Genomic DNA, 21,500 nt, shown 5'->3' on the forward strand with positions numbered 1-21,500 from the left:
GATGACGCCTCGCATACCAACGCGGCCCCTGCACACGCAGGGGCCGCGTCGTTCAAGACCTGTCGGGATCAGGCGCCAGGGCGCCCTGTCAGCGCCTCACAGGTGGCGGGCGCTTTCGTCGCCGACGTAGGCCGGGTCGAAGGCCGGGCGGCTGAAGATGCGCCGCACCATGGGGGCGAAGTGCTCGAGCGGCCGGGTCGGGTAGTCCGGGTCGAAGGAGGCCTGATCCCAGCGCTCGCAGAAGTCGACGCAGCGCTGGTACCAGGGGTGATCCCGGTAGCGGTCGCGCTCCAGCGGATCACCGCCGAAGTGGTGAATGTAGTAGTAGTTCTGGAACAGCCCGTGGTGCTCGATGATCCAGGTCACCTCGGCTCGCACGTAGGGGCGGATGATGGACGCGGCGTACTGGGAGTGGTTGTGGGGCGCGAGATCATCACCGATGTCGTGGAGCAGCGCCGCCACGATCATCTCCTCGTCCTCGCCGTCGTCCTCGGCCCGGGTCGCGGACTGCAGCACATGCTCGAGCCGGGAGACCCGGTAGCCGGATAGGGTGTTCTCCAGTGCCCGGAGCGCCTCGAGGATGCGCTCGGGCAGCCCCTCGACGAAGCGCTCCTCGAGCTCCCCGAGCATCATGTACTCGTCCTTGGTGCCATCCTTCATCTGGGTGAAATTCACGGTATTCATGCGGCGGTCACGCTCTCGGTGGTCTCGGTGGCTTGATGGGGACGCGCCTGCTTGACGATCGCCCGGTAATGGCCGGTGGGGCCGTCGCGGTCGATGTAGCAGCCCTGCAGGTGGCGGAAGCCCTCGTTCGGGTCGTAGGCGGTGCGGCCGTGCAGCACCCGGTTGTTATCGAACATCATCAGCTCGCCATCGCCCAGGGGGAACTGGATCTCGTAGTCCGGATGGGCGAACAGCTCGCCGAGGCGGCGGCGGGCACGATGAAACGCCTTGGTGCTTTCCTCGTCCATCAGCGGCAGATAGTCCAGACGCGGACTGTAGTGCACGCCGTCCATCTTGCCCATGGCGTCCAAGTGGATCATCGGCCGGCGCTCGATCAGCTCGACCCCGTCGTCGATGAAGCGGAAGCGCACCGGCACGGTGGCCAGCAGGCGATAGCCCTCCGGGTCCTCCTCGCGCAGCTGCTCAGCGACGGCGAGGCTGTCGACCAGCGTCGACAGGCCGCCGGTGGTCTCGTTGGTCAGGCAGTGCAGCAGCTGGATGCCGGGCACCGGGTCGCGATAGGGGTTGTCGGTGTGCGGCGCCAGGGGCACGCTGCGATAGGCCAGGTCGTTGGACTCGGGGCGCGAGCAGACCTCGAAGTACTTGCCGAAGTTGGTCGAGCGCACGTGGCCGAAGGTCTCGCCTACCTCGACCAGGCGCGCGCCGTCGGTGGGCACGTTCTGCAGGATGATCACCCCGTGGCGCAGGTAGGTCTCGAGGGCCTCGCGGAAGGCGTCGTGATCCGAGAGCGCCTCCCAGTCCCGGGTGATGCAGGCGAAGTCGATGTCGCTGTTCCAGGGGCGCGGGGTGGGCAGGCCGTCCTCCTGGTCGAAGTCATCGGCGAAGTGGCGCAGGTCATAGCGCCCGGTGTGGCCGTCGCTGAAGGTCAGCCGGGCCCAGTGGCCGCCGAGATGCTCGGCCGCCACCAGGGCCAGGTCCGCGTCGAGCTGGTGCGGATTGAACAGCCGCTGCTGGGTGGGGCCGTCCAGGCTCTCCGGCTCCTGGCAGCGCTCGCGAAGCCACAGGGCCGGCAGCTCGGTGCGGGTGCCAGCGGCGTCTGTGGCGAAGACCTTGGCGGGGGATTCTTGGACGTGAAACATGGGGTCTGACATCATCTTGGCCCTGACGAAACGTGTGGGCCGGCATTCTACGCATCGGCCAGGCGCCAGGAAGGCGTGCCCATCTTATGCATCCCATAGAGTTGCCTTATGGCCGACAACGACGACGCACAGCCCAGCCTCAAGGCGCTCACCGCGTTTGAAACCACCCTGCGGCTGGGCTCGCTGACCGCGGCGGCCAAGGCCCTCGGCGCCACCCAGCCGGCGATCTCCCAGCGCATTCGCGGGCTCGAGGGGCAGGTGGGGCTGGTGCTCTTCGAGCGCAGCGGCGCCGGTCTCACGCCCACCCGGGAGGCGCTGCGCTACTACGACGAGATCGCCCCGGCGCTCAACCGCATCGACAACGCCACCCGTGCGCTCAGAGCCCGGGCGCGCTCGACCCGTCCCCGGGTGCTGATCGCCGCCAACTTCGGTTTCGCCCATCTGTGGCTGCTGCCGAGGCTCTCCCGGCTCGAGTCGGCCTTCCCGCAGGTGGATATCGAGGTGCTGGCGGTCGACCGGGACGACCAGGACCATCGCGCCGATATTGCCATCCACTGTGACCGCGAGAGCGAGCCCGGGGATCTCTTCACCCCCGAGGAGGTGTTTCCGGTCTGCAGTCCCGCCTTCGCCGCCGAGCATGGGCTCGAGGCGGGGGACGCCCCGGCCCGTTGGATGGAGCTTTCGCTGCTGCACATGGATGAGCGCAACTCGCGCTGGATCGACTGGCGGGAGTGGTGTGCCCTGGCGGGGGTGCCCTTCGAGGAGCGGGGGGCCGTGTTCCGCTACAACAACTACCCGCTTTTGATCAACGCCGCCCAGGCCGGCAAGGGCATTGCGCTTGGCTGGGACCTCCTGGTCGAGGAGGCACTCAAGGACGGCAGCCTGATCCCCCTGGCGCCGCCGATCCGCCGCGAGAGCCACGGCTATATCCTGCGCACCCGCTACGCTCACAGCGCCCTGATCGGCGAGATCATCCGCTGGGTGACCTCGGAGATCGAGCGCCGCGAGCCGTCATCGGCGACGAGCCCGCGCAAGGGGTGAGGCTTTATCAGCCGCGAGTCCCGCGTCCCTGCCCCCGTCACGACGTTGCCATCCGACGGACATGCCACTGTCAGCGATCCGTCATCTCAACGAGGGATCATTCCCCGTGCCGATCACCGGCGTCGGCCTTCGCTGCGAGGCGAGGGCGGCGTCGCTCGACGTGACTCGACCCATTTGATGACCAAGGACGCTCCAATGACCCAATCTGTCGACACGAACCGCCGCCGTCTCCTCGGCTTCATGGCGGGCGCCCCTCTGCTGCCCCTCGCCGGTGGTCTTGCCAGTCTGGGCGCCAGCGGTTCCGCCTTGGCCGCGAGCCAGGCCACGCTGGCGTCGGTCAACTTCCTGCCCATGCCGGCGCCCTCCCTGAGCCATCCGGCTGCCATGGCGACCACCACCATCGGCTCGGCCATGCAGCTGAAGATGAGCGACGGCACCAGCCGTCAGGTCAAGCTGGCCTACCATCCCTTCTTCATCACCGGCGATCGCTTGCCTGACGGCCAGGGCGGTTCCCTGGTCGCCGGCGGCTACTACGATATCGATAACCAACCGATTCGCGACCCCTCGGCCGACAACCGCCAGTTCTTCTCCGACTGCCCGGACGGCACCAGCCTGCTGACGGTCGAGAATGCGCAGGTCGACGGTGTCTACGGCAACCCGGTGTTCGCCGTCGTGCAGTTCGAGTACACCAGCCGCAACGGCGCCGATGAGGCGATGTATGGACAGCTGCCGTCGCCGATCGCGGTGCTGACCCTTGACCAGAACCCGGAAACCGGCGAGCTGACACTGGTCAAGTACCACAATGTCGATACCTCGGCGGTCGACGGCCTGTGGATCACCTGTGGTGCCAGCCTGTCACCCTGGGGCACCCACCTTTCCAGCGAGGAGTACGAGCCGGACGCCTCTGCGCCCGACGATACCTTCAGGAGCTTCTGCACCCACCTGTTCGGCGACGAGAGTCGCGGCAACCCCTACCACTATGGCCACCTGCCGGAAGTGACGGTCAACCCCGACGGCAGCGGCACCATCGCCAAGCACTACAACCTGGGCCGCATCTCCCACGAGCTGATTCAGGTCATGCCGGACGAGCGCACCGTGCTGATGGGCGATGACGCCACCAACGGTGGCCTGTTCATGTTCGTCGCCGACAGGCCGCGGGACCTGTCATCCGGCACCCTGTACGTGGGCAAGTGGACCCAGGTCTCGGGCGAGGGCCCCGGCGCCGGCGACATCGGCTGGATCTGCCTGGGCCACGCCAGCAGTGCCGAGATCAAGACGATGATCGACGACGGCATCCAGGCGGCGGACATCATGGACATCCGCACCGAGGATCCCGAGGACGACGGCTTCACCCGCATCCCCTTCAGCGGCAGGGTCAACTGGGTCAAGCTGAAGCCGGGCATGGAAAAGGCCGCCGCCTTCCTCGAGACGCATCGCTACGCGGCCCTGGTGGGTGGCTCGATGGGCTTTACCAAGATGGAGGGCACGACGGTCAATGCCGCCGACAAGAAGGCCTATTCGGCCATGTCCTACATCTACAAGACGATGACCGACGGCAGCAACGAGATCCATGTCGAGGGCCCGACCGCCGGCGCGGTCTATGAGCACACCCTGCGCGGCGGTCAGCACGACAGCGACGGCCAGCCCATCGACAGCGAGTGGGTGTCGGTGCACATGGCGGCGCCGCCCAACCTTTTCGGCGAGGACCTGGCCGAGCCCGACGCCCTGGGCAACACGGCGCATGCCGAGCGCATCGCCAACCCCGACAACATCAAGTTCTCCGAGGCGCTGCGCACGCTGTTCATCGGCGAGGACAGCGGCAACCACGTCAACAACTTCCTGTGGGCCTACCACGTCGACAGCGGTGAGCTGACGCGCCTGCTGTCCTGTCCTGCCGGCGCCGAGTCCACCGGGTTGCAGGCCGTCGATGCGATCAATGGATGGACCTACATCATGAGCAACTTCCAGCACCCGGGTGACTGGGCAAGCCCCCTGCACGACAAGGTCCGGGAGACCCTGGATCCCTACGTGCGCGCCAATTACAAGGACCGCCATGGCGCAGCGGTGGGCTACATCACCGGCATGCCGAAGCTCGGCTGACCCGCGCAGCAGCGTGCATGGCGCATGCCCTTGCGCCATGCACGCTGCCCGACCGCTCCCCCCGACGACGCCGGCGGGGTTCTGGCCGAGCGTCATCCACGCGCCCGGCCGTGCCTCGACGGCGAGCCCGCCTGAGTCATCAGGACGGGCCGAGGGTGCTTCCGCATGCCTGGCCCGTTATCGGTTCGTCTGGCCCGTGATCAGCTCGCGGATCAGCCGCCGCCCCGGGTGCAGGTGGTCGACCAGCGCCCCCTCCAGGGGCATCGGCTCGTCGCAGATCCGTGAGGCGATCACCTCGGCGCACAGGGGCGCGCTGGCAAGCCCGCGGGAACCATGGGCGGCGCTGATCCACAGGCCCGGATGATGGGCACCGGGCGTGTCGGGGATGCGCCTGGCGTCCTTGGCGAGGCTCGCATAGGCGTCGCGCCAGTGCGGGGTGTCCGGCACCGGACCCGCGTAGGGGGTCTTGTCCGGGCTCGCCGCGCGGATCGCCACCCGGCCGTCGAGATGTTCGGGGGTCAAGTCGACGCCGGCCTCCCTGAGTGCGGCGGTGAAGTTCGGCAGGCTCGCCTCCAGTTCTGCGAGGTTCGCCGCATGATCGGCCTCGCGCAGCGTCGTGTCGGTGTCATGGGGCGCGAAGGTGGCGCCGAAGCACAGCACGCCATCCACCGCCGGGGGCACATAACCGCCGGCGCAGACCACCCGCGACAGCGCCGGCACCTCGGCGCCCCGGGGCAGCCCGACGGCACTGACCTGACCACGGATCGGCTGCAGCGGCAGCGCCTCGGTCTGGGCGAAGCGGTTGGCGAGGGCGGCCGTGGCCACCACCACCTGATCGGCGGCGAGGGTCTCGCCGTCCCCCAGCGACAGCGTCCAGCCTTCCCCCTGGTGCGCAGGGCGAGCGGTGGGCGTCAGCTCGGTGACCTCTCCGCGGTGCAGGGTGATGCCCGGCGTCGCGGCGAGGCGCTCGCAGAGCAGGTCGGGCCTCACCCAGCCTGCGCCCGGGTAGTCGAGCCCCGTCGATTCGATCGCCACCCCGGCACGGGCGGACGCCTCCCCGGCGTCCACGCCCGTCACCACGCTCTCCGGCAGGGGATGATGGGCCAGGAACCGGGCCTGGCGCCGGGCCTCCCTTTCACCGGTCGCCAGCTGCAGCACGCCGCAGTCGTCCCAGAGCGTGCGCTCGGGGTCCAGCAACGCCAGCCAGCGCCGGCTGTATAGGAGCCCGGCCAGGTACACCCGGCTCTGGGCATTGGTCTCGGCGGCGAGCTTCACATAGAGCGCGCCCTGACGGTTACCGGAGCCGCCGGCGCCGGGGGTCTCCCGCTCGACCAGGGTCACCGCGACGCCGCGCCGGGCCAGCGCCGCGGCGGTGGTCGTGCCGGCGAGGCCTGCCCCGATCACGACCACATGGCGGGCCGGCCGGGGGGCGGGGGGCATGAACCAGGGCGTGGCGGTGCGACGAGGGTCCGCCGGAGACTCGGCGATCTCGCCGGCCAGCATCTCGCGCTTGCGGCCGAAGCCCGGGACCTTGCGCCAGGCGAAGCCGGCCGCCGCGAGGCCGCGCTTGACCGTCCCGGCACAGGTGAAGGTGGCCAGGGTGGCGCCGGGGCGCGAGCGGGTGGCCATGGCGGCGAAGAGCTCGGGGCGCCACATCTCCGGATTCTTCGAGGGGGCGAAGCCGTCGAGGAACCAGGCGTCGACCCGGCCATCGAGGCGCTCGAGCCGTTCGGTGGTGTCCCCGAAGTGCAGGTCCAGGGTGACCCGGTCATCGAGCCACAGCCGATGCACGCCGGCCACCGGCTCGGGCCACTGGGCGACCAGGCGGGCGGCCCGGTCGGCGAGGTCCGGCCAGGCGGCCAGCGCCCGGGCGAGATCGTCCCGCGCCAGGGGGAACTTCTCGGTGGAGACCAGGTGAAGCCGGGCGTGCGGCGAGGCATGGGCATCGAAGCAGGCCCAGGCGCAGAGCATGTTGAGCCCGGTGCCGAAGCCGGTCTCGCCGATCACGAAGGGGCGCGGGCCCTGCCAGGCGGCGAACCGCTCGGGCAGCCGGTTGGCGTCGATGAAGACATGCTCGGTCTCGGCGCGGCCGTCATGGCGCGAGAAATAGACGTCATCGAAGGCCCGGGAGTGGGGGGCCTCCTCGCCGCCCTCGTCCCGGCGCCAGTCCAGGCGGGCGGTCTGAAGGCCGGCCAGCGGGGGCAGGGCGTCGGGGGCAGCGGTCACGGCAGGGCTCCGGTCATTCCGGTCGAGGGTGGTCAAGGTTTGATCGATCGTGCCGCAGCGGCTCGCCGGCAGGGCTGGCGGAAGGCGTCCGCGGCGTTTCAACAGACTTGTCCACAGCAGCTGTGGGAAAACGGCTGTGGACAGGGCAGCCTGTGGGCAGGATCAGGGAAGGACCTTCTTGAACGGCTTCACGGTCACCTGGGCGTAGACGCCGGCGATCATGTAGGGGTCGGCATCGGCCCAGGCCTGGGCGCTTTCCAGGTCATCGAACTCGGCGACGACCAGGCTGCCGGTGAAGCCGGCCTCGCCCGGGTCCTCGCTGTCGATGGCGGGGTGGGGGCCGGCCAGCACCAGGCGGCCCTCGTCGCGCAGCGCCTCGAGGCGGGCCAGGTGGTCCGGGCGGGCGGACAGGCGCCGCTCCAGGCTGTTGTTCACATCTTCACTGATGATGGCGTAGAGCATCTCGATTCGTCCTCGGTGGTGGGCGGCTCGCGCCGCGACTGCACGGCGCCCGGCATTGACCGTCATCGGTCCTGCGAGCACCATGGCGAGATATTCTGACAAAGTCACCTGCCGGCGTCATGCCCATGACAGCACCCCCCGCGCGTTTCGAGGGCGAGCCTCTCACCATCGACCTGCACATGCACTCCACGGCCTCCGACGGCGCCCTGCCGCCGGCCGAGGTGGTGTCGCTGTGCCGGGCCAGGGGGCTGACCCTGATGGCGCTCACCGACCATGACACCATGGTCGGCATCGACGAGGCCCAGGCCGCCGCCCGGCAGGAGGGCATCGGGTTGATTCCCGGCACCGAACTCTCGACGCAATGGCGCGGCATCAACATCCACGTGGTGGGGCTGCTCCCCGAGGGCCCCCGCGGCGACCTGGTGGAGGGCCTGGCCGCCCAGGCCGAGGCCCGCGAGCAGCGCTCCTGGCGCATCGCCGAGCGACTCGAGAAGATCGGCCTGCGCGATGCCCTGGCCCGGGCCCGCGAGCAGGCCGGGTCCGATCGCCCCCTGGGGCGGCCTGACTTCGCCAGGGCGCTGGTGGCGGCGGGGCTGGTGCCCGACATCGGCAGTGCCTTCAAGAAGCACCTCGGCAACGGCAAGGCCGGCGACATCAAGGCCCACTGGCCCTTCCTCGCCACGGCGGTGGCCTGGATCCTCGACGCCGGCGGGGTGGCGGTGCTCGCCCATCCGCTGCGCCACGGCCTGACCCGACGCAAGCGCGGGCTGCTGCTCGATGACTTCGCCGCCGCCGGCGGCCAGGCCGCGGAGCTGGTCAGCGGCTTCCAGAACGCCGACGTGACCCGCGACCTGGCGCGCCAGCTCCAGGAGCGCGAGCTCTACGGCTCGGTGGGGAGCGACTTCCACTTTCCCGGCGGCCACCTGTCGCCGGGCAGCATGAGCCCCGTGCCGCGCACGGCCACGCCGCCGGTGTGGACCCACCCGCGCCTGGCCGGCATCGCCGCGTCGGCCGCCGCCTGAGACCGGCGGGCGGAATCGCGACGCGCTAGAGTGACAGACACCTCAAGAGTGACAGAGACCTTACGACCGGCCACCGAACAGGGAACGCGAATGAGCCAGTTCTTCCAGATCCATCCCGACAATCCCCAGAAGCGCCTGATCGACCAGGCGATCCAGATCATCCGTGGTGGCGGGGTCATCGCCTACCCGACCGACTCCGGCTACGCCCTGGGGTGCCACCTGGGCGACAAGAAGGCCATCGAGAAGATCAAGTGGCTGCGTTCGCTGGACGACAAGCACAACTTCACCCTGGTCTGCTCGGATCTCTCGGAGATCGGCACCTACGCCAAGGTGGATAACGCGGTCTTCCGGCTGCTCAAGGCCCACACTCCGGGGGCCTATACCTTCATCCTGGACGCCACCAGCGAGGTGCCGCGGCTGCTGCTGCATCCCAAACGCCGCTCCATCGGTGTGCGGGTGCCGGACCATGCCATCACCCGGGCCCTGCTCGGCGCCCTGGGCGAGCCGCTGATGAGCGTCACCCTGATCCCGGTGGGAGATGAGCTGCCGATGACCGACGCCGAGGAGATCCGCGAGCGCTTCGGGGCGCACCTCGACCTGGTCATCGATGGCGGCGCCTGCCACCTGGAGCCCACCAGCGTGATCGACCTGCGCGACCTGCCGCCGAAGATCCTCCGCGAGGGCCGCGGCGACATCACCCCCTTCCAGGCCTGATCCCCACCGCCGGTTCAGCGTGCCGGCGGCGGCTCTTCCTCGTCATCGTCCGCCTCCTCGCGAGCCTGCCACCAGGCCTCCTGGGCCTTGTCGCTCAGGTGCGGGTCGGGCGTGTTCTCGTCCAGCCAGGTGCCGCAGCGCAGGCAGTACCTTGCACGCTGCTCGTGACGGTCATGGCCACAGCCAGGACAGGCCTCGTCGGAGTAGCGGTCGGCGCGGATCGAGCGGATCACCTCCGCGGAGAAGACCCCGGTGGGCACCGCGATGATCGAGTAGCCGATCAGCATCACCATCACCGATATCGCCTGGCCCAGCGGGGTCACCGGCACGATATCGCCGTAACCCACCGTGGTGAGGGTGACGATGGCCCAGTAGATCGCCGTGGGAATGCTGGTGAAGCCGGCTTCCCGGGGCTCGATCAGGTAGACGATCGAGGCGAAGATGGTCACCAGCATGAACACCGTGAACAGGAACAGGAAGATCTGGTGGCTGCTGCGTTTCAGGGCGCCCACCAGCAGCCGCCCCTCGCCGACGAACTCCATCAGGCGCAGCACCCGGAAGATGCGCAGGGTGCGCAGCAGGCGGACCATCACCAGAGTCTGGGCGCCGGGCACGATCAGCGTCAGCCAGGTGGGCAGGATGGCGATGACGTCGACCATCCCGTAGAAGCTCTTCAGGTACTGAAGCGGGCGCTCGAGGCAGTAGAGGCGGACCGCCAGTTCGAGGGTGAAGGCGATGGTGAAGCCCCACTCCAGCCAGAAGAACCAGGTGCCGTAGTCGGCGCGCAGGCTCTCGATGCTCTCCAGCATCACCACCAGCACGCTGGTCAGGATCGCCGCAATCAGCGCGATATCGAAGCCCTTGGCCAGCGGGGTGTCGGACTCGAAGATGATCTGGAAGACCCGGGTGCGAAGGCCTTCGCCGGCGGGCTTGGGGTGGTGGTTCACGGGGTTCGTCCTTGTGGTGGCGGGCCCGGGCCTGGGGAGGTTCGATCAGGCCAGGTCGACGTCGCCTTGCCGTCGGCGGGCCAGCCGCAGCAGCCGGCGCCCGACCTCCGGGGTCAGCCAGGGCGAGGTGGAAAGCGCCTCGACCAGCCGGCGGGCGTCGTCACGTCCTGGCGCCTCGTCAGGGGCATCATCGCCCAGTTCCGCCAGCCGTTGGAAGGCCCGGCGTGCCTCGCCGCGCCAGGCGTCGACGCCGGTGTCCGCCAGGGCATCCAGCGCCACGCTGGCGCGATGCAGCCAGCTCGCGGGGTCGCTGGCCTCGGGCAGGCCCCAGTCGCCGCCGAGCAGGGCGCCGCCCCGGGCCGCCTTGCTCGTGTCCGAGGGCCGCAGGGCCACCGAGTCGGCCAGGGCCTCGGCCAGTGACCAGAGGGCGTCCGGGGTGCCCGCCTTGAGCTCGAGCTCCAGCTCGCGGATCGCCACGACCCGCTCGCCCGCCCGGATCTCGCCGATATCCAGGGCGAGCTCGATGGTCGCCTCCCGGTCCTCGAGCCACCAGGTCTCGCGCACGAAGTCGGTGGCGAAGCGGGGTACCAGGCGCTCGAGCAGGCCGTCATCCCGCCCGGCCATGGGGGGCAGCCCGGCCAGTCCCTGGAGATCCAGGCCCGGGCCTTCCACCTCCCACTCCCACTCGCCGCGGGTGGACAGGCCGCCGCCGCCCTGGCCCCGCGTCTTGAGGGTCTGCAGCAGCCGGTCGTCGGCGCGGCGCAGGCGCAGTGCCATGCGGGCCCGCTCCAGGTCGCCCTCGGGGGTGTCGAAATAGGTGTTGCCCAGGTGCGTGACCGTCGGCGCCAGGGCGGCCAGGCGGGGGTGGCGGCGCAGGGCCTCGGGGGCCTCGGCCCCCAGGGCCAGCTTGAGCTCGATCTCGTCTGCCATCGGGGTGCCACCTCGGTTTGATGAACAATGGATGAATTTGTCATGACGATGGGGGCCTCAGTCACTATACTGACGCCGCCATTTTTCCAGGTTCATAGATGCCCCATGGTGACATCCAATCCCTTCTCCGCGATGTTCGGCCGCTCGCCATTCCATCCGCTGCTGGCCCATATCGTCAAGGCCAACGCCTGTGCGGACGAGCTGCTGCCCTTCTTCGAGGCCTCCCTCGAGGGTGACTGGGAGACCGCCGAGCAGCATCGCGAGACCATCACGCGCCTCGAGCACGAGGCCGACGAACTCAAGACCGAGCTGCGTCTCAACCTGCCCAACACCATGTTCCTGCCGGTGTCGCGCTCCGACCTGCTCGACCTGATCAGCGTCCAGGACAAGATCGCCAACAAGGTCCGCGACATCACCGGCATCATGCTCGGCCGCCGGATGCAGGTGCCCCAGGAGCTGGCCCAGCCGATGCGCGACTACATCCATACCGCGGTGTCCTGCGTGGCCCAGGCGCGTCATGCCCTGGAAGAGCTCAAGGACCTGCTCGAGTCCGGCTTCGGGCGCAACGTCTCCGACGTGATGCAGAAGCTGATCCGCGAGCTGCACGTGCTCGAGCAGCAGGCCGACAGCCAGCAGGTGGCGATCCGCCGCCAGCTGTTCGAGCTGGAGGAGCGCCTGCCGCCGGTGGACGTGATGTTCCTCTACAAGATCATCGACGGGGTGGGCGAGCTCTCCGACCGCGCGGAGCGCGTCGGCAGCCGCCTGCAGATCATGACGGCCAACTGAACGAAGCGGCCCCGGCACCACCGGGGCCTCGTCGTTTCGACTTTCTTCTGACCGCAAAAAGGGAACCCTCCCTATGTCGATCATTGCGCAGCACGGCGATATCTTCATCATCCTCGCCTGTCTCTTCGGCTTCTTCATGGCCTGGGGCGTCGGGGCCAACGACGTGGCCAACGCCATGGGCACCTCGGTGGGCTCAAGGGCCATCACCATCAAGCAGGCGATCATCATCGCCGTGATCTTCGAGTTCCTCGGTGCCTGGCTGGCCGGCGGCGAGGTCACCGATACCGTCCGCAAGGGCATCATCGACCCCCAGCTGCTGCAGGGCGAGCCCCAGCTGCTCGTCTACGGCATGCTTTCCGCCCTGCTGGCGGCGGCCACCTGGCTGCTGGTCGCCTCCACGAAGGGCTGGCCGGTCTCCACCACCCACTCCATCGTCGGCGCCATTGTCGGCTTCGCGGTGGCGGGCCTCGGGGCGGGCTCCGTGGACTGGGGCTCGGTGGGCAAGATCGCCGCCAGCTGGGTGGTCTCGCCGCTGCTGGCAGGGACCATCGCCTTCACCCTCTTCAAGTCGGTCCAGCACCTGATCTTCGAGGCCAGGGATCCCTTCGCCGCCGCCAAGCGCTACGTGCCGATGTATGTCTTCCTGGTCGGCTTCGCCGTGGTGATGGTGACCCTCACCAAGGGCCTCAAGCACATCGGCCTGCACCTGAGCTTCGGCACCAGCCTGCTGCTCGCCATCCTCGCCGGCCTGGTGATCGCCGCGATCGGCGTGGCCATGGAGCGCCGCGTCAAAGCCACCAACCGTCAGGCCGACCAGTTCGGCTTCAGCGGCGTGGAGCGGGTCTTCGGCGTGCTGATGATCTTCACCGCCTGCGCCATGGCCTTCGCCCACGGTTCCAACGACGTGGCCAACGCCGTGGGCCCGCTGGCGGCGGTGATCAACGTGGTCCAGGCCGGCGGCGAGATCGAGGGCGCTTCCATGGTGCCCTGGTGGGTGCTGGTGCTGGGCGGCGGCGGCATCGTCGTCGGCCTGATCACCTATGGCCACAAGGTCATCGCCACGGTCGGCACCGGCATCACCGAGCTCACCCCGAGCCGTGGCTTCGCCGCCACCCTCGCGGCGGCCACCACCGTGGTGCTGGCCTCGGGCACCGGCCTGCCGATCTCCACCACCCACACCCTGGTCGGTGCGGTGCTGGGCGTGGGCCTGGCCCGCGGCATGGCGGCGCTCAACCTGCGGGTCATCGGCACCATCGCCATGTCCTGGCTGATCACCCTGCCGGCCGGGGCCGGGCTCTCGATCCTGTTCTTCTTCATGTTCAAGGGCATGTTCGGCTAGGGCACTGCCTGCCGCAGCACCTGGCGGGCAGCACGGACGGCGGCACCACCCCCTCGGTGGTGCCGCCGTTTTCTGGGCTCTGGTATAGTGGATTCAGCTTCCCCCTTCGTTCACCTGCTGCCGGAGTGCGGCCTTGGATACTCGTTTCCCCTTCGTCGACTGGTTCCGCAATTCCTCGCCCTATATCAATGCCCATCGGGGGCGAACCTTCGTCATCCTGATCGAGGGAGAGGCCATGGCGAGCGGCCGAGGGGAGCAGCTGGTCCAGGACCTGGCCCTGCTGCATACCCTGGGCGTGCGCCTGGTGGTGGTGTTCGGCATCCGCCCCCAGGTCCAGCAGGCCCTTGACGAGGCGGGGATCGTGCCGACACGGCACCGGGGCCGGTGGGTGGCCGACGAGGCGATCATGGCCCGGGTCGAGCGCATCGCCGCCGAGCAGCGGCTGTGGCTGGAGGCGAGGCTCTCGCCGGGCCTGCCCAACACGCCGCTCCACGGGATCGAGATGACCGTGGTCTCCGGCAACCTGGTGATGGCCAAGCCCCTGGGCGTGCGCGATGGCGTCGACTTCGACCGCAGCGGCGAGGTGCGCCGGGTGCGCGAACAGGCCATCGAGGGCCTGCTCGAGCGGGGAGCCCTGGTGGTGCTGCCGCCGCTGGGCTTCTCCAGCACCGGCGAGGTCTTCGACCTGGATGCCGCCGAGGTGGCGCGCCATGCCGCCACGGCGCTCGGCGCCGACAAGCTGATCCTGCTCGGCGAGGCGAGCGGGCTGTTCGACCGCAGCGGCCAGCTGCAGCGCCAGCTGACGCCTGCCGAGGCCGCGCCCCTGCTCAAGCAGGCCGACCCGTCCAGTGAGCTTGCCCGGCATCTCGGGGCGGCCTGCGCCGCGGCTCGCCATGGCGTCGCCCGCACCCACCTGCTCTCCTGGCACGACCACGACGCCCTGCTGGGGGAGCTGTTCACCCGCGACGGCGTGGGCACCATGATCACCGAGCATCGCTACGAGCAGCTTCGTCCGGCGGAGCTCAACGACATCGGCGGGCTGCTGGAGCTGCTCGAGCCGCTGGAGTGGCGTGGCATGCTGGTGCCGCGCTCCCGGGAGCGGCTGGAGTACGAGATCGACGACTACCTGGTGATCGAGCGCGACGGCATGATCATCGGCTGCGCCGCTCTGCATACCTTCGGCGAGGCCGAGATGGGCGAGCTGGCCTGCGTGGCCGTGCATGACGACTACCGGGGGGGCGCGCGGGGCGAGCTGCTGCTCGCCGAGATCGAGCGCCGGGCCCGTCGCCTGAGGCTCTCGTCGCTGTTTGCCCTCACCACCCATACCACCCACTGGTTCTTCGAGCACGGCTTCCGCCTGGCCGACATCGAGGTGCTGCCGACCCTGCGTCGCGACACCTACAATCACGCCCGCAAGTCCAAGATCCTGGTCAAGACCCTCGCCTGAGCGGCCGGGCTGTCGCCGCGAGGCGTCGCCCGGCCTGGCGGCGTCGCCTTATGGCAACGCTGTAACCTGTTGATGGTAAATGGGATTCAGATAACCGCGCGAAAGGCGTCGCCAACTGGAGACGAAATGTCGCCGTCAAGGCCCGTCTTTTCCCCTTCCGGCCGTCCACCTTCGGCCATTCCCGCCTCGCCACCATTCCAACTTGTTGATATATATGAAATATACCGATTCCTGGCACGCGACTGGCAGTAGACAGGGTGAGCAAGGGAAACGGTTCACACGGCTCGAATCGTTTTCCGGTTGCCAAGGCGAGTCGGGTCATCACGACCCTGTGCGCCCGGCCCCCGACGCGACCAGTGTCTGCTCCAAGCGATGTGTGACTTTAGGTTGCGATGAGACGGTACCGCCGAACGGCAAGGATCGGTATCGAGAGGGCAAGGATGCCCTGGCAAGGATGCCACTCCCCCCGGGCTTCGGCCCATCCGGGGGAACCGAATCGCGCAGCATCGCCGTCGGCCCTGTCGAGGCGGTGTTGCCAGGAACGGAGCAGGGCGGTGCGCCAGGCGATGGCACACCACCCGCGTGAGAATGATCCAGCCCCTGGTGGCAGATGGCATTCTCATGGCTTCGGGGCTTAGGCCCATGGAAAGGCGAGCCATGGACGGACCAGGTCGTCGACGGCTGGCCTTTTCAGACCCTTCAGTTCCCTGCGTATTGGGCCGGCCATGCCGGCCCTTTTTTTTCGCCTGCGGGCGTCGATCGATCGATGGCGGGGCGGTTGGTCGAACTCTGGTATCCTAAGGGATGGACAATGGTGGTTCCCTTTACCCTCCTGCAAAGATCGCTTTCCATGACCTCAGCCGTCACGCGTCGCTGGCGCCCGCGCTCGCTGCTGCAGCTGGTGTTACTGGCCTTCATGTTCGTCATGCTGCCGCTGGCGGTGCTGATGATCCAGGCCGGCCAGGCCCTCTCAGAGCTGTCGCGCCTGGCCGATGTCAGTGCCCGCCAGGCGGTGGAGGAGACTCGGCGCGCCCGCTCCCTGGGGGCCCTGGCGCTGGAGATGGAGCGTGGTGCCCGGCAGTATGCGGTGGTCGAGCAGGAAGGGCTCCTGGACATCTTCGACGAGCGACTCGCCGAGTTCCGGCAACTGCTGGATCAGCAGCAAGAGCTGCTGCCCGATGACCCCGACGTGGCGGCACTGGAGGAGGCGCTGGACGGTCTCGCCGAGCTCCCCGGCCTGCCGCTCGAGGACTTCAAGGCGCGCCTCTCGGACTTCATTCCCTTCGCCCAGCACACCGAGGCGATGCGTCAGGCCACCAACCAGCGCATCGACGAGCGCATCGACGCCATCAGCGCGCGCGCCGAGGACGTGCAGGTCCGCCTCTGGTGGCAGACCGCGGCGCTGGTCTCGGCGAGCCTGGTGCTTATGCTGCTGTTCACGCGCCTGATCATCCAGCCGATCCGCCAGCTCGAGCGGCGCATCCTGGGGATCGGCAGCGTGGGCGGCGATGCCGGACAGCATGACCAGCCCCTGAAGGGCCCGGCGGAGCTGATCACCCTGGGCGAGCGGCTGGACTGGCTGGCCTCCCGGCTCGATGAGCTGGAGGCCCAGAAGCAGCAGTTCCTGCGCCACATGTCCCATGAGCTCAAGACTCCGCTGGCCAGCGTGCGCGAAGGGTCGTCATTGCTCGCCGACGGGGTGGCCGGCGAGGTCACGCCGCGTCAGCGCGAGATCCTCGACCTGATCGACGCCAGCGGGCGGGAGCTGCAGCAGCTCATCGAGCAGCTGCTCGACTACAACCTGCTCAGGCACAGTCGCCAGCCCGACATCGAGCGGCTGGATGTCGCCACCGTGGTCAAGGAGGTGCTGGCCAAGCACCGCCTGGCGCTGGACCACAAGGAGATGCGGGTCAGCTGCTTCAATGGCCCCCTGACCTGGCAGCTCGACCGCACCGCCACGGCCCGGATCCTCGACAACCTCATCTCCAACGCCGTGGCCTACGGCGAGGACGGCGGCGTGCTGGAGATCCGCGCCCGGTCGCTGACGGACCGCCTGGTGATCGAGGTGGCCAACAGCGGCGAGCCGATCGCCGAGGAGGATCGCGGGCTACTCTTCGAGGCCTTCTACCAGGGAAGGGTGCGCCGCAAGGGGCCCCTCAAGGGCTCCGGCATCGGCCTCTCGGTGGCCGCCGACTGCGCGCGACTTCAGGAGGGCCGACTGGAACTGGTGGACGACCCGCGGCTGGCCGTGTGCTTCCGGCTCACCCTGCCGTGGCCGACCCCGGTACCCGACAAGGACGACGAGACACCGGCACCCGCCCTGGCGGGTGGAGACACAAGGAAGGATTTCTCATGACCCTACGCCCCTGGCTGCTCTGCCTGATGACGCTATGGCTGGCCGGATGCCAGTACCTGCCGGAGTCGATGCAGCCTCAGTCCAGCTCCCCGTCCGTGAAGACCCCCTCGCTCGGCGCGGCGTTCTGCCGGGGCGAGCTGCCGGACTTCGACAACGCCGACTGCCTGCTCCACGACTGGGTGGCCTTCGGCCTCGCCGCCCAGCGCGGCGACCGGGTGTGGCGGGAGGCCACCCTGATCCGCCTGGAGGGCGACTCCAAGGCGCGCCGCCTGGCGCGAGCCGTACTGCTCTCCTGGGGGAGCCAACAGCAGTGGAACCGCGCCTCGGAGCTCTTCAAGGCCGACCTGGCCAGTGCCCCGACCGAGCTGCAGCCGCTGCTGCGCTACTGGCTCAACGAGCTGGAGGGGCGCCGCCGCCTGGCCGGCCAGCTCGCCGAGCTGCGCACGGCCCACGAGACGGCCGTGGAGGAGAACGAGGCGCTCACCGAGGAGCTCGAGGCCATGGCCGAGAAGCTCGAGCAGCTCACCGCCATCGAACAGAGCATCAACCTGCGACAGCAGAGTGAATAACCCGGGAGAGACGACATGAAGCAGACCGGACGCCTGCCCAACGCCGGCCAGCAAGGCGCACACATCCTGCTGGTGGATGACGACGTCAGCCTCTTGAAGCTGCTGGGCATGCGGCTGGAGAGCCGCGGCTACCGCGTCACCACCGCCGAGAGCGGACGCGAGGCCTTGAAGCGGCTGGAAGTCGCTCGCCCCGACCTGGTGCTGACCGACCTGCGCATGGACGAGATGGACGGACTGGCCCTGTTCCAGGAGATCCAGCGCCGGCTACCGGGGCTGCCGGTGATCCTCCTCACTGCCCACGGCTCGATCCCCGATGCGGTGAGCGCCACCCAGCAGGGCGTGTTCAGCTTCCTAACCAAGCCGGTGGACCGCGACGAGCTGTTCTCCGCCATCGATGACGCCCTCGCCCAGACCACGACCTCGGCCACCGAGGGCGACGACCGCTGGCGCGAGGGCATCATCACCCGCAGCCCCGAGCTGGAGCGCATCCTGGAGCAGGCCCGCATGGTGGCCGCCTCGGACGTCAGCGTTCTGGTCACCGGCGCCTCTGGGACGGGCAAGGAGCTGCTCGCCTGTGCCATCCACAAGGCGAGCCCGCGGGCCGACAAGCCCTTCGTGGCGATCAACTGCGGGGCGCTGCCCGAGCAGCTGCTGGAGAGCGAGCTGTTCGGCCACACCCGGGGCGCCTTCACCGGGGCGGTGAGCGAGCATCGCGGCCTCTTCCAGGCGGCCGACGGCGGCACCCTGTTCCTCGACGAGATCGGCGACATGCCGATGACCCTGCAGGTCAAGCTGCTGCGGGCCCTGCAGGAGCGCCAGATCCGCCCGCTGGGCTCGACTACCTCGGTGCCCATCGACGTGCGCATCATCTCGGCGACCCACCGCGACCTGGATCGCGCCATGCACGAGGGGGAGTTCCGCGAGGACCTCTACTACCGGCTCAACGTGGTGAACCTGCGGCTGCCGCCCCTCAGGGAGCGCGCCGAGGATGTGCCGCTGCTGGCCAAGCACCTGGTCGCCCAGGCCGCCGCCCGGCACAAGCCCTTCGTCAAGGGCTTCTCGCCGGAGGCGCTGAACCTGCTGGCCTCCTCGGCCTGGCCCGGCAACGTGCGCCAGCTGGTCAACGTGGTGGAGCAGTGCGTGGCCCTGACCACCTCGCCGATGATTCCCGAGGGGCTGGTGGCCCAGGCGCTGGCCGCCGAGGACAATGCCCTGCCGACCTTCAACGATGCCCGGGCCGGCTTCGAGCGCAGCTACCTGGTCAAGGTGCTCAAGATCACCGAGGGCAACGTCACCCAGGCGGCCCGCATCGCCGGACGCAACCGCACCGACTTCTACAAGCTGCTGGCCCGCCACGAGCTCGAGCCCGGCGCCTTCAAGCCGGCCGCCCGCCAGGTCGAACAGACCTGACGAAGGCCTCGTGCCAGAAGCCACAACGCAAGACCCCCTGCCGAGGCAGGGGGTCTTGCTTTGCGAGGTGAACCGCCGGCCTTACTTGGGCAGCTTGGTCTTGCGCAGGTAGGGGAAGATGGTCTCGAACTCACCGAACTTCGCCTTGGCATCCTCGTCGGAGACCGTCGGCGGGATGATCACGTCCTCGCCGGTGGTCCAGTCGGCCGGCGTGGCCACGCCCTTGCCGTTGGCGGTCTGCAGGGCGTCCAGGGCGCGCAGCACCTCGGCGAAGTTGCGGCCCACGTTCATCGGGTAGGTCATGGACAGCTTGAGCTGCTTGTCCGGGCCGATGATGAACACCGAGCGCACGGTGGCGCTGTCGGCCGGGGTGCGGCCGTCCGGCAGGTACGCCTCGGCCGGCAGCATGTCGAACAGCTTGGCGACCTTGAGGTCCTCGTCGGCGATGATCGGGAAGCCGACCTCGCAGCTGGCGAAGCTCGAGATGTCATTGATCCACTTCTTGTGATCCTCCACGCCGTCCACGGAGACGCCGATCACCTTGGTGCCGCGCTTCTTCCACTCCTCGCTGAGCTTGGCGACGGCACCGAACTCGGTGGTGCAGACCGGCGTGAAGTCCTTGGGGTGGGAGAACAGGATCGCCCAGCTGTCGCCGATCCACTCGTGGAAGCGGATCGGGCCCTGGCTGGTGTCGGCTTCGAAATCCGGTACGACGTCATTGATGCGCAGTGACATGGTGTTGCTCCCTGTGGGTTGGGGTGTGACCCCGAGCGTCCGATCGTCGTGCCCGGGGAAGTGCCTGGCTCCTTGGGATATGGGTATGGGCCCGTCGTCCTCAAGGAGATGGCATCAGTGTAGTTATCATCTTATGGAATACATATATTCCAAAATCTATCACTCCGATGTCTTCCCGCCATGGGACCCGGGATTGTCGGCTTCGACGTCGCCCTCGATGCCGGCCACCGTGAGGGCGAGTCGCCCTTCGCCCAGCCGGGCCTCGAGCGCCTGGCCGGGGGTCGTGTCCGCTGCCCGGCGGACCACCCGGCCCCGGTCGTCCTCGAGGATCGCATAGCCGCGGCCCAGCACCGCCAGCGGGCTCACCGCCTGCAGCTCGCGGGCGAGCCCGCCCAGCCGCTCGCGATGCCGGGCCAGCGCCCTCGGCATCGCCTGGTGGAGGCGCAGCGTGGCGCGCTCGAGCCGCTGCCCGGCCTGGTCCAGCAGGCGGTCCGGCGAGCGCAGGGCGAGGCGCTGGCGCAGGTGGCGTTCGCGGCGCCGCTCCAGGACCAGCCGCGCCTGCACGGCCCGCCGCAGCCGCCCCGCCAGCTGGTCCAGCTGCCGGCGACGCGCGGCCAGCACCTCGCCGGGATGGCGCAGCCGGGCGCGCAGGTGATCCAGGCGCTGGGCCTCGGTATCCAGGCGGGTCCGCTGGGCGCGGGCGAGCCGGTCGGCGAGTCGGTCGAGGCGGTGGGCGAGGTCGCGGCGGTCCGGCACCAGCTGCTCGGCGGCGGCCGAGGGCGTGGGCGCGCGCACGTCGGCGGCGAGGTCGGAAAGCGTCGTGTCCACCTCGTGGCCCACCGCCGACATCACCGGCAGCCGGGAGTGGAAGATCGCCCGGGCCAGGTGCTCGTCGTTGAAGGCCCACAGGTCCTCGAGGCTGCCGCCGCCGCGGGTGATCAGGATGGCGTCGCGGGCCGGGTCCAGCGCCTGCTGGCGGTTGAGCAGCCCGAGTGCCGCGATCATCGCCGGCGCCGCCTCGCGACCCTGCACCGGCACCGGGATCAGCGTCACCTGGACCAGCGGCCAGCGCGCTGCCAGCACCGCCAGCACATCGCGGATCGCGGCGCCGGTGGGCGAGGTGAGCACCAGCAGGTGACGCGGCGGGAAGGGCAGGGCGCGCGCATTGGCGAACACCCCCTCGGCCGCCAGCCGGGTCTTCAGCCGCTCGAGGGCCGCCAGCAGCTCGCCTTCGCCCGCCGCCTTTACCGCCTCCACGATCAGCTGGTAGTCGCCGCGGGGCTCGAAGAGCGACACCTGGCCGCGCACCTTGACGCGGTCGCCGTCGCGCATCGGCGCGGCGACGAAGCGCGCCCGGGTGCGAAACAGCGCGCAGCGCAGCTGGGCCCGCTCGTCCTTCAGGGTGAAGTAGACGTGCCCCGAGTTCGGCCGCGACACCCCGGAGAGCTCGCCCTCCACCCACACCTCGCCGACGTCCTGCTCAAGGGCCTGGCGGGCGCGGCGGTTGAGCTCGGTGACGGAGAGGGGCGCGTCCTCGGGGCGGGTCATGGTGCGGTCATCCCTGGAGGTAAAGCGTTACCCTACCATGCGCCG

18 protein-coding genes are annotated in these 21,500 nt (G+C 69.3%); 10 read left to right on the top strand and 8 right to left on the bottom strand.

The window, feature by feature from the left end; genetic code table 11:
• Window positions 1–96: 96 nt before the first annotated feature.
• Both BOX17_RS10480 and BOX17_RS10485 read right to left on the bottom strand, forming a co-directional pair.
• Window positions 97–684: an HD domain-containing protein gene (locus BOX17_RS10480; RefSeq protein ID WP_071944331.1), complete on the bottom strand. Its 588-nt coding sequence runs from the start codon at window positions 682–684 to the stop codon at window positions 97–99.
• Window positions 681–1,823: a TauD/TfdA family dioxygenase gene (locus BOX17_RS10485; RefSeq protein ID WP_071944333.1), complete on the bottom strand. Its 1,143-nt coding sequence runs from the start codon at window positions 1,821–1,823 to the stop codon at window positions 681–683. The genes BOX17_RS10480 and BOX17_RS10485 overlap by 4 nt, the downstream gene beginning before the upstream one ends.
• A gap of 108 nt (window positions 1,824–1,931) precedes the next feature.
• On the opposite strand from BOX17_RS10485, the gene BOX17_RS10490 reads away from it, so the two are divergent.
• Window positions 1,932–2,864 carry a LysR family transcriptional regulator gene (locus tag BOX17_RS10490; protein WP_071944335.1) on the top strand — a complete coding sequence of 311 codons (933 nt, stop codon included), beginning with the start codon at window positions 1,932–1,934 and terminating at the stop codon, window positions 2,862–2,864.
• A 195-nt stretch (window positions 2,865–3,059) separates the two neighbouring features.
• Window positions 3,060–4,964 carry a PhoX family protein gene (locus BOX17_RS10495; protein ID WP_071944337.1) on the top strand — a complete coding sequence of 635 codons (1,905 nt, stop codon included), beginning with the start codon at window positions 3,060–3,062 and terminating at the stop codon, window positions 4,962–4,964.
• 177 nt (window positions 4,965–5,141) lie between these two features.
• Here BOX17_RS10495 and mnmC read toward each other — a convergent pair whose 3' ends face one another.
• Window positions 5,142–7,190, bottom strand: a complete 2,049-nt coding sequence (gene mnmC, locus BOX17_RS10500; RefSeq protein ID WP_071944339.1) for a bifunctional tRNA (5-methylaminomethyl-2-thiouridine)(34)-methyltransferase MnmC2/FAD-dependent 5-carboxymethylaminomethyl-2-thiouridine(34) oxidoreductase MnmC1 — start codon at window positions 7,188–7,190, stop codon at window positions 5,142–5,144.
• A 162-nt stretch (window positions 7,191–7,352) separates the two neighbouring features.
• Window positions 7,353–7,652, bottom strand: coding sequence for a YciI family protein (locus tag BOX17_RS10505; RefSeq protein WP_071944341.1), 300 nt, complete (start codon window positions 7,650–7,652; stop codon window positions 7,353–7,355).
• A gap of 119 nt (window positions 7,653–7,771) precedes the next feature.
• Between BOX17_RS10505 and BOX17_RS10510 the strand changes: the two genes are divergently transcribed.
• Window positions 7,772–8,674 (top strand): PHP domain-containing protein, encoded by a 903-nt coding sequence (locus tag BOX17_RS10510; RefSeq protein WP_071944343.1) that lies wholly within the window; start codon window positions 7,772–7,774, stop codon window positions 8,672–8,674.
• 90 nt (window positions 8,675–8,764) lie between these two features.
• A complete protein-coding gene (locus BOX17_RS10515) occupies window positions 8,765–9,388 on the top strand; it encodes an L-threonylcarbamoyladenylate synthase (protein WP_071944346.1) in 624 nt (207 codons plus the stop codon).
• A gap of 14 nt (window positions 9,389–9,402) precedes the next feature.
• Here the strand turns inward: BOX17_RS10515 and BOX17_RS10520 are convergent, their stop codons facing one another.
• Together BOX17_RS10520 and BOX17_RS10525 are read right to left on the bottom strand one after the other, a co-directional pair.
• A complete protein-coding gene (locus BOX17_RS10520) occupies window positions 9,403–10,335 on the bottom strand; it encodes an ion transporter (RefSeq protein WP_071944348.1) in 933 nt (310 codons plus the stop codon).
• A 45-nt stretch (window positions 10,336–10,380) separates the two neighbouring features.
• Window positions 10,381–11,265, bottom strand: coding sequence for a CYTH domain-containing protein (locus BOX17_RS10525; RefSeq protein WP_071944350.1), 885 nt, complete (start codon window positions 11,263–11,265; stop codon window positions 10,381–10,383).
• A gap of 105 nt (window positions 11,266–11,370) precedes the next feature.
• On the opposite strand from BOX17_RS10525, the gene BOX17_RS10530 reads away from it, so the two are divergent.
• The 6 genes from BOX17_RS10530 to glrR all read left to right on the top strand — a co-directional run bounded on the left by BOX17_RS10530 (window position 11,371) and on the right by glrR (window position 19,172).
• Window positions 11,371–12,051, top strand: a complete 681-nt coding sequence (locus tag BOX17_RS10530; RefSeq protein WP_071944352.1) for a TIGR00153 family protein — start codon at window positions 11,371–11,373, stop codon at window positions 12,049–12,051.
• A gap of 73 nt (window positions 12,052–12,124) precedes the next feature.
• The gene (locus tag BOX17_RS10535) at window positions 12,125–13,390 is read left to right on the top strand and encodes an inorganic phosphate transporter (protein ID WP_071944354.1); all 1,266 of its coding nucleotides are present in this window, start codon (window positions 12,125–12,127) and stop codon (window positions 13,388–13,390) included.
• A gap of 133 nt (window positions 13,391–13,523) precedes the next feature.
• On the top strand, window positions 13,524–14,837 hold the full coding sequence (gene argA, locus BOX17_RS10540) for an amino-acid N-acetyltransferase (RefSeq protein WP_071944356.1): 1,314 nt from the start codon (window positions 13,524–13,526) through the stop codon (window positions 14,835–14,837).
• Window positions 14,838–15,687: 850 nt separating this feature from the next.
• Window positions 15,688–17,193 carry a sensor histidine kinase gene (locus BOX17_RS10545; protein WP_071944358.1) on the top strand — a complete coding sequence of 502 codons (1,506 nt, stop codon included), beginning with the start codon at window positions 15,688–15,690 and terminating at the stop codon, window positions 17,191–17,193.
• On the top strand, window positions 17,190–17,762 hold the full coding sequence (locus BOX17_RS10550) for a hypothetical protein (protein WP_071944360.1): 573 nt from the start codon (window positions 17,190–17,192) through the stop codon (window positions 17,760–17,762). The genes BOX17_RS10545 and BOX17_RS10550 overlap by 4 nt, the downstream gene beginning before the upstream one ends.
• 15 nt (window positions 17,763–17,777) lie before the next feature.
• Window positions 17,778–19,172: a two-component system response regulator GlrR gene (gene glrR, locus BOX17_RS10555; RefSeq protein ID WP_071944362.1), complete on the top strand. Its 1,395-nt coding sequence runs from the start codon at window positions 17,778–17,780 to the stop codon at window positions 19,170–19,172.
• 81 nt (window positions 19,173–19,253) lie between these two features.
• On the opposite strand, the gene BOX17_RS10560 is transcribed toward glrR, so the two are convergent.
• The gene (locus BOX17_RS10560) at window positions 19,254–19,907 is read right to left on the bottom strand and encodes a peroxiredoxin (RefSeq protein ID WP_071944364.1); all 654 of its coding nucleotides are present in this window, start codon (window positions 19,905–19,907) and stop codon (window positions 19,254–19,256) included.
• A 159-nt stretch (window positions 19,908–20,066) separates the two neighbouring features.
• Window positions 20,067–21,455, bottom strand: coding sequence for an exodeoxyribonuclease VII large subunit (xseA, locus tag BOX17_RS10565; RefSeq protein WP_071944366.1), 1,389 nt, complete (start codon window positions 21,453–21,455; stop codon window positions 20,067–20,069).
• Window positions 21,456–21,500: the final 45 nt, after the last annotated feature.

This window comes from Halomonas aestuarii (assembly GCF_001886615.1).
GTDB lineage: Bacteria > Pseudomonadota > Gammaproteobacteria > Pseudomonadales > Halomonadaceae > Halomonas > Halomonas aestuarii.

Coding starts and splice junctions, on each gene's coding strand:
- BOX17_RS10480 (WP_071944331.1), bottom strand. CDS start 684: ATGAATACCGTGAATTTCACCCAGATGAAGGATGGCACCAAGGACGAG.
- BOX17_RS10485 (WP_071944333.1), bottom strand. CDS start 1,823: ATGTTTCACGTCCAAGAATCCCCCGCCAAGGTCTTCGCCACAGACGCC.
- BOX17_RS10490 (WP_071944335.1), top strand. CDS start 1,932: ATGGCCGACAACGACGACGCACAGCCCAGCCTCAAGGCGCTCACCGCG.
- BOX17_RS10495 (WP_071944337.1), top strand. CDS start 3,060: ATGACCCAATCTGTCGACACGAACCGCCGCCGTCTCCTCGGCTTCATG.
- BOX17_RS10505 (WP_071944341.1), bottom strand. CDS start 7,652: ATGCTCTACGCCATCATCAGTGAAGATGTGAACAACAGCCTGGAGCGG.
- BOX17_RS10510 (WP_071944343.1), top strand. CDS start 7,772: ATGCCCATGACAGCACCCCCCGCGCGTTTCGAGGGCGAGCCTCTCACC.
- BOX17_RS10515 (WP_071944346.1), top strand. CDS start 8,765: ATGAGCCAGTTCTTCCAGATCCATCCCGACAATCCCCAGAAGCGCCTG.
- BOX17_RS10525 (WP_071944350.1), bottom strand. CDS start 11,265: ATGGCAGACGAGATCGAGCTCAAGCTGGCCCTGGGGGCCGAGGCCCCC.
- BOX17_RS10530 (WP_071944352.1), top strand. CDS start 11,371: ATGGTGACATCCAATCCCTTCTCCGCGATGTTCGGCCGCTCGCCATTC.
- BOX17_RS10535 (WP_071944354.1), top strand. CDS start 12,125: ATGTCGATCATTGCGCAGCACGGCGATATCTTCATCATCCTCGCCTGT.
- BOX17_RS10545 (WP_071944358.1), top strand. CDS start 15,688: ATGACCTCAGCCGTCACGCGTCGCTGGCGCCCGCGCTCGCTGCTGCAG.
- BOX17_RS10550 (WP_071944360.1), top strand. CDS start 17,190: ATGACCCTACGCCCCTGGCTGCTCTGCCTGATGACGCTATGGCTGGCC.
- glrR (WP_071944362.1), top strand. CDS start 17,778: ATGAAGCAGACCGGACGCCTGCCCAACGCCGGCCAGCAAGGCGCACAC.
- BOX17_RS10560 (WP_071944364.1), bottom strand. CDS start 19,907: ATGTCACTGCGCATCAATGACGTCGTACCGGATTTCGAAGCCGACACC.
- xseA (WP_071944366.1), bottom strand. CDS start 21,455: ATGACCCGCCCCGAGGACGCGCCCCTCTCCGTCACCGAGCTCAACCGC.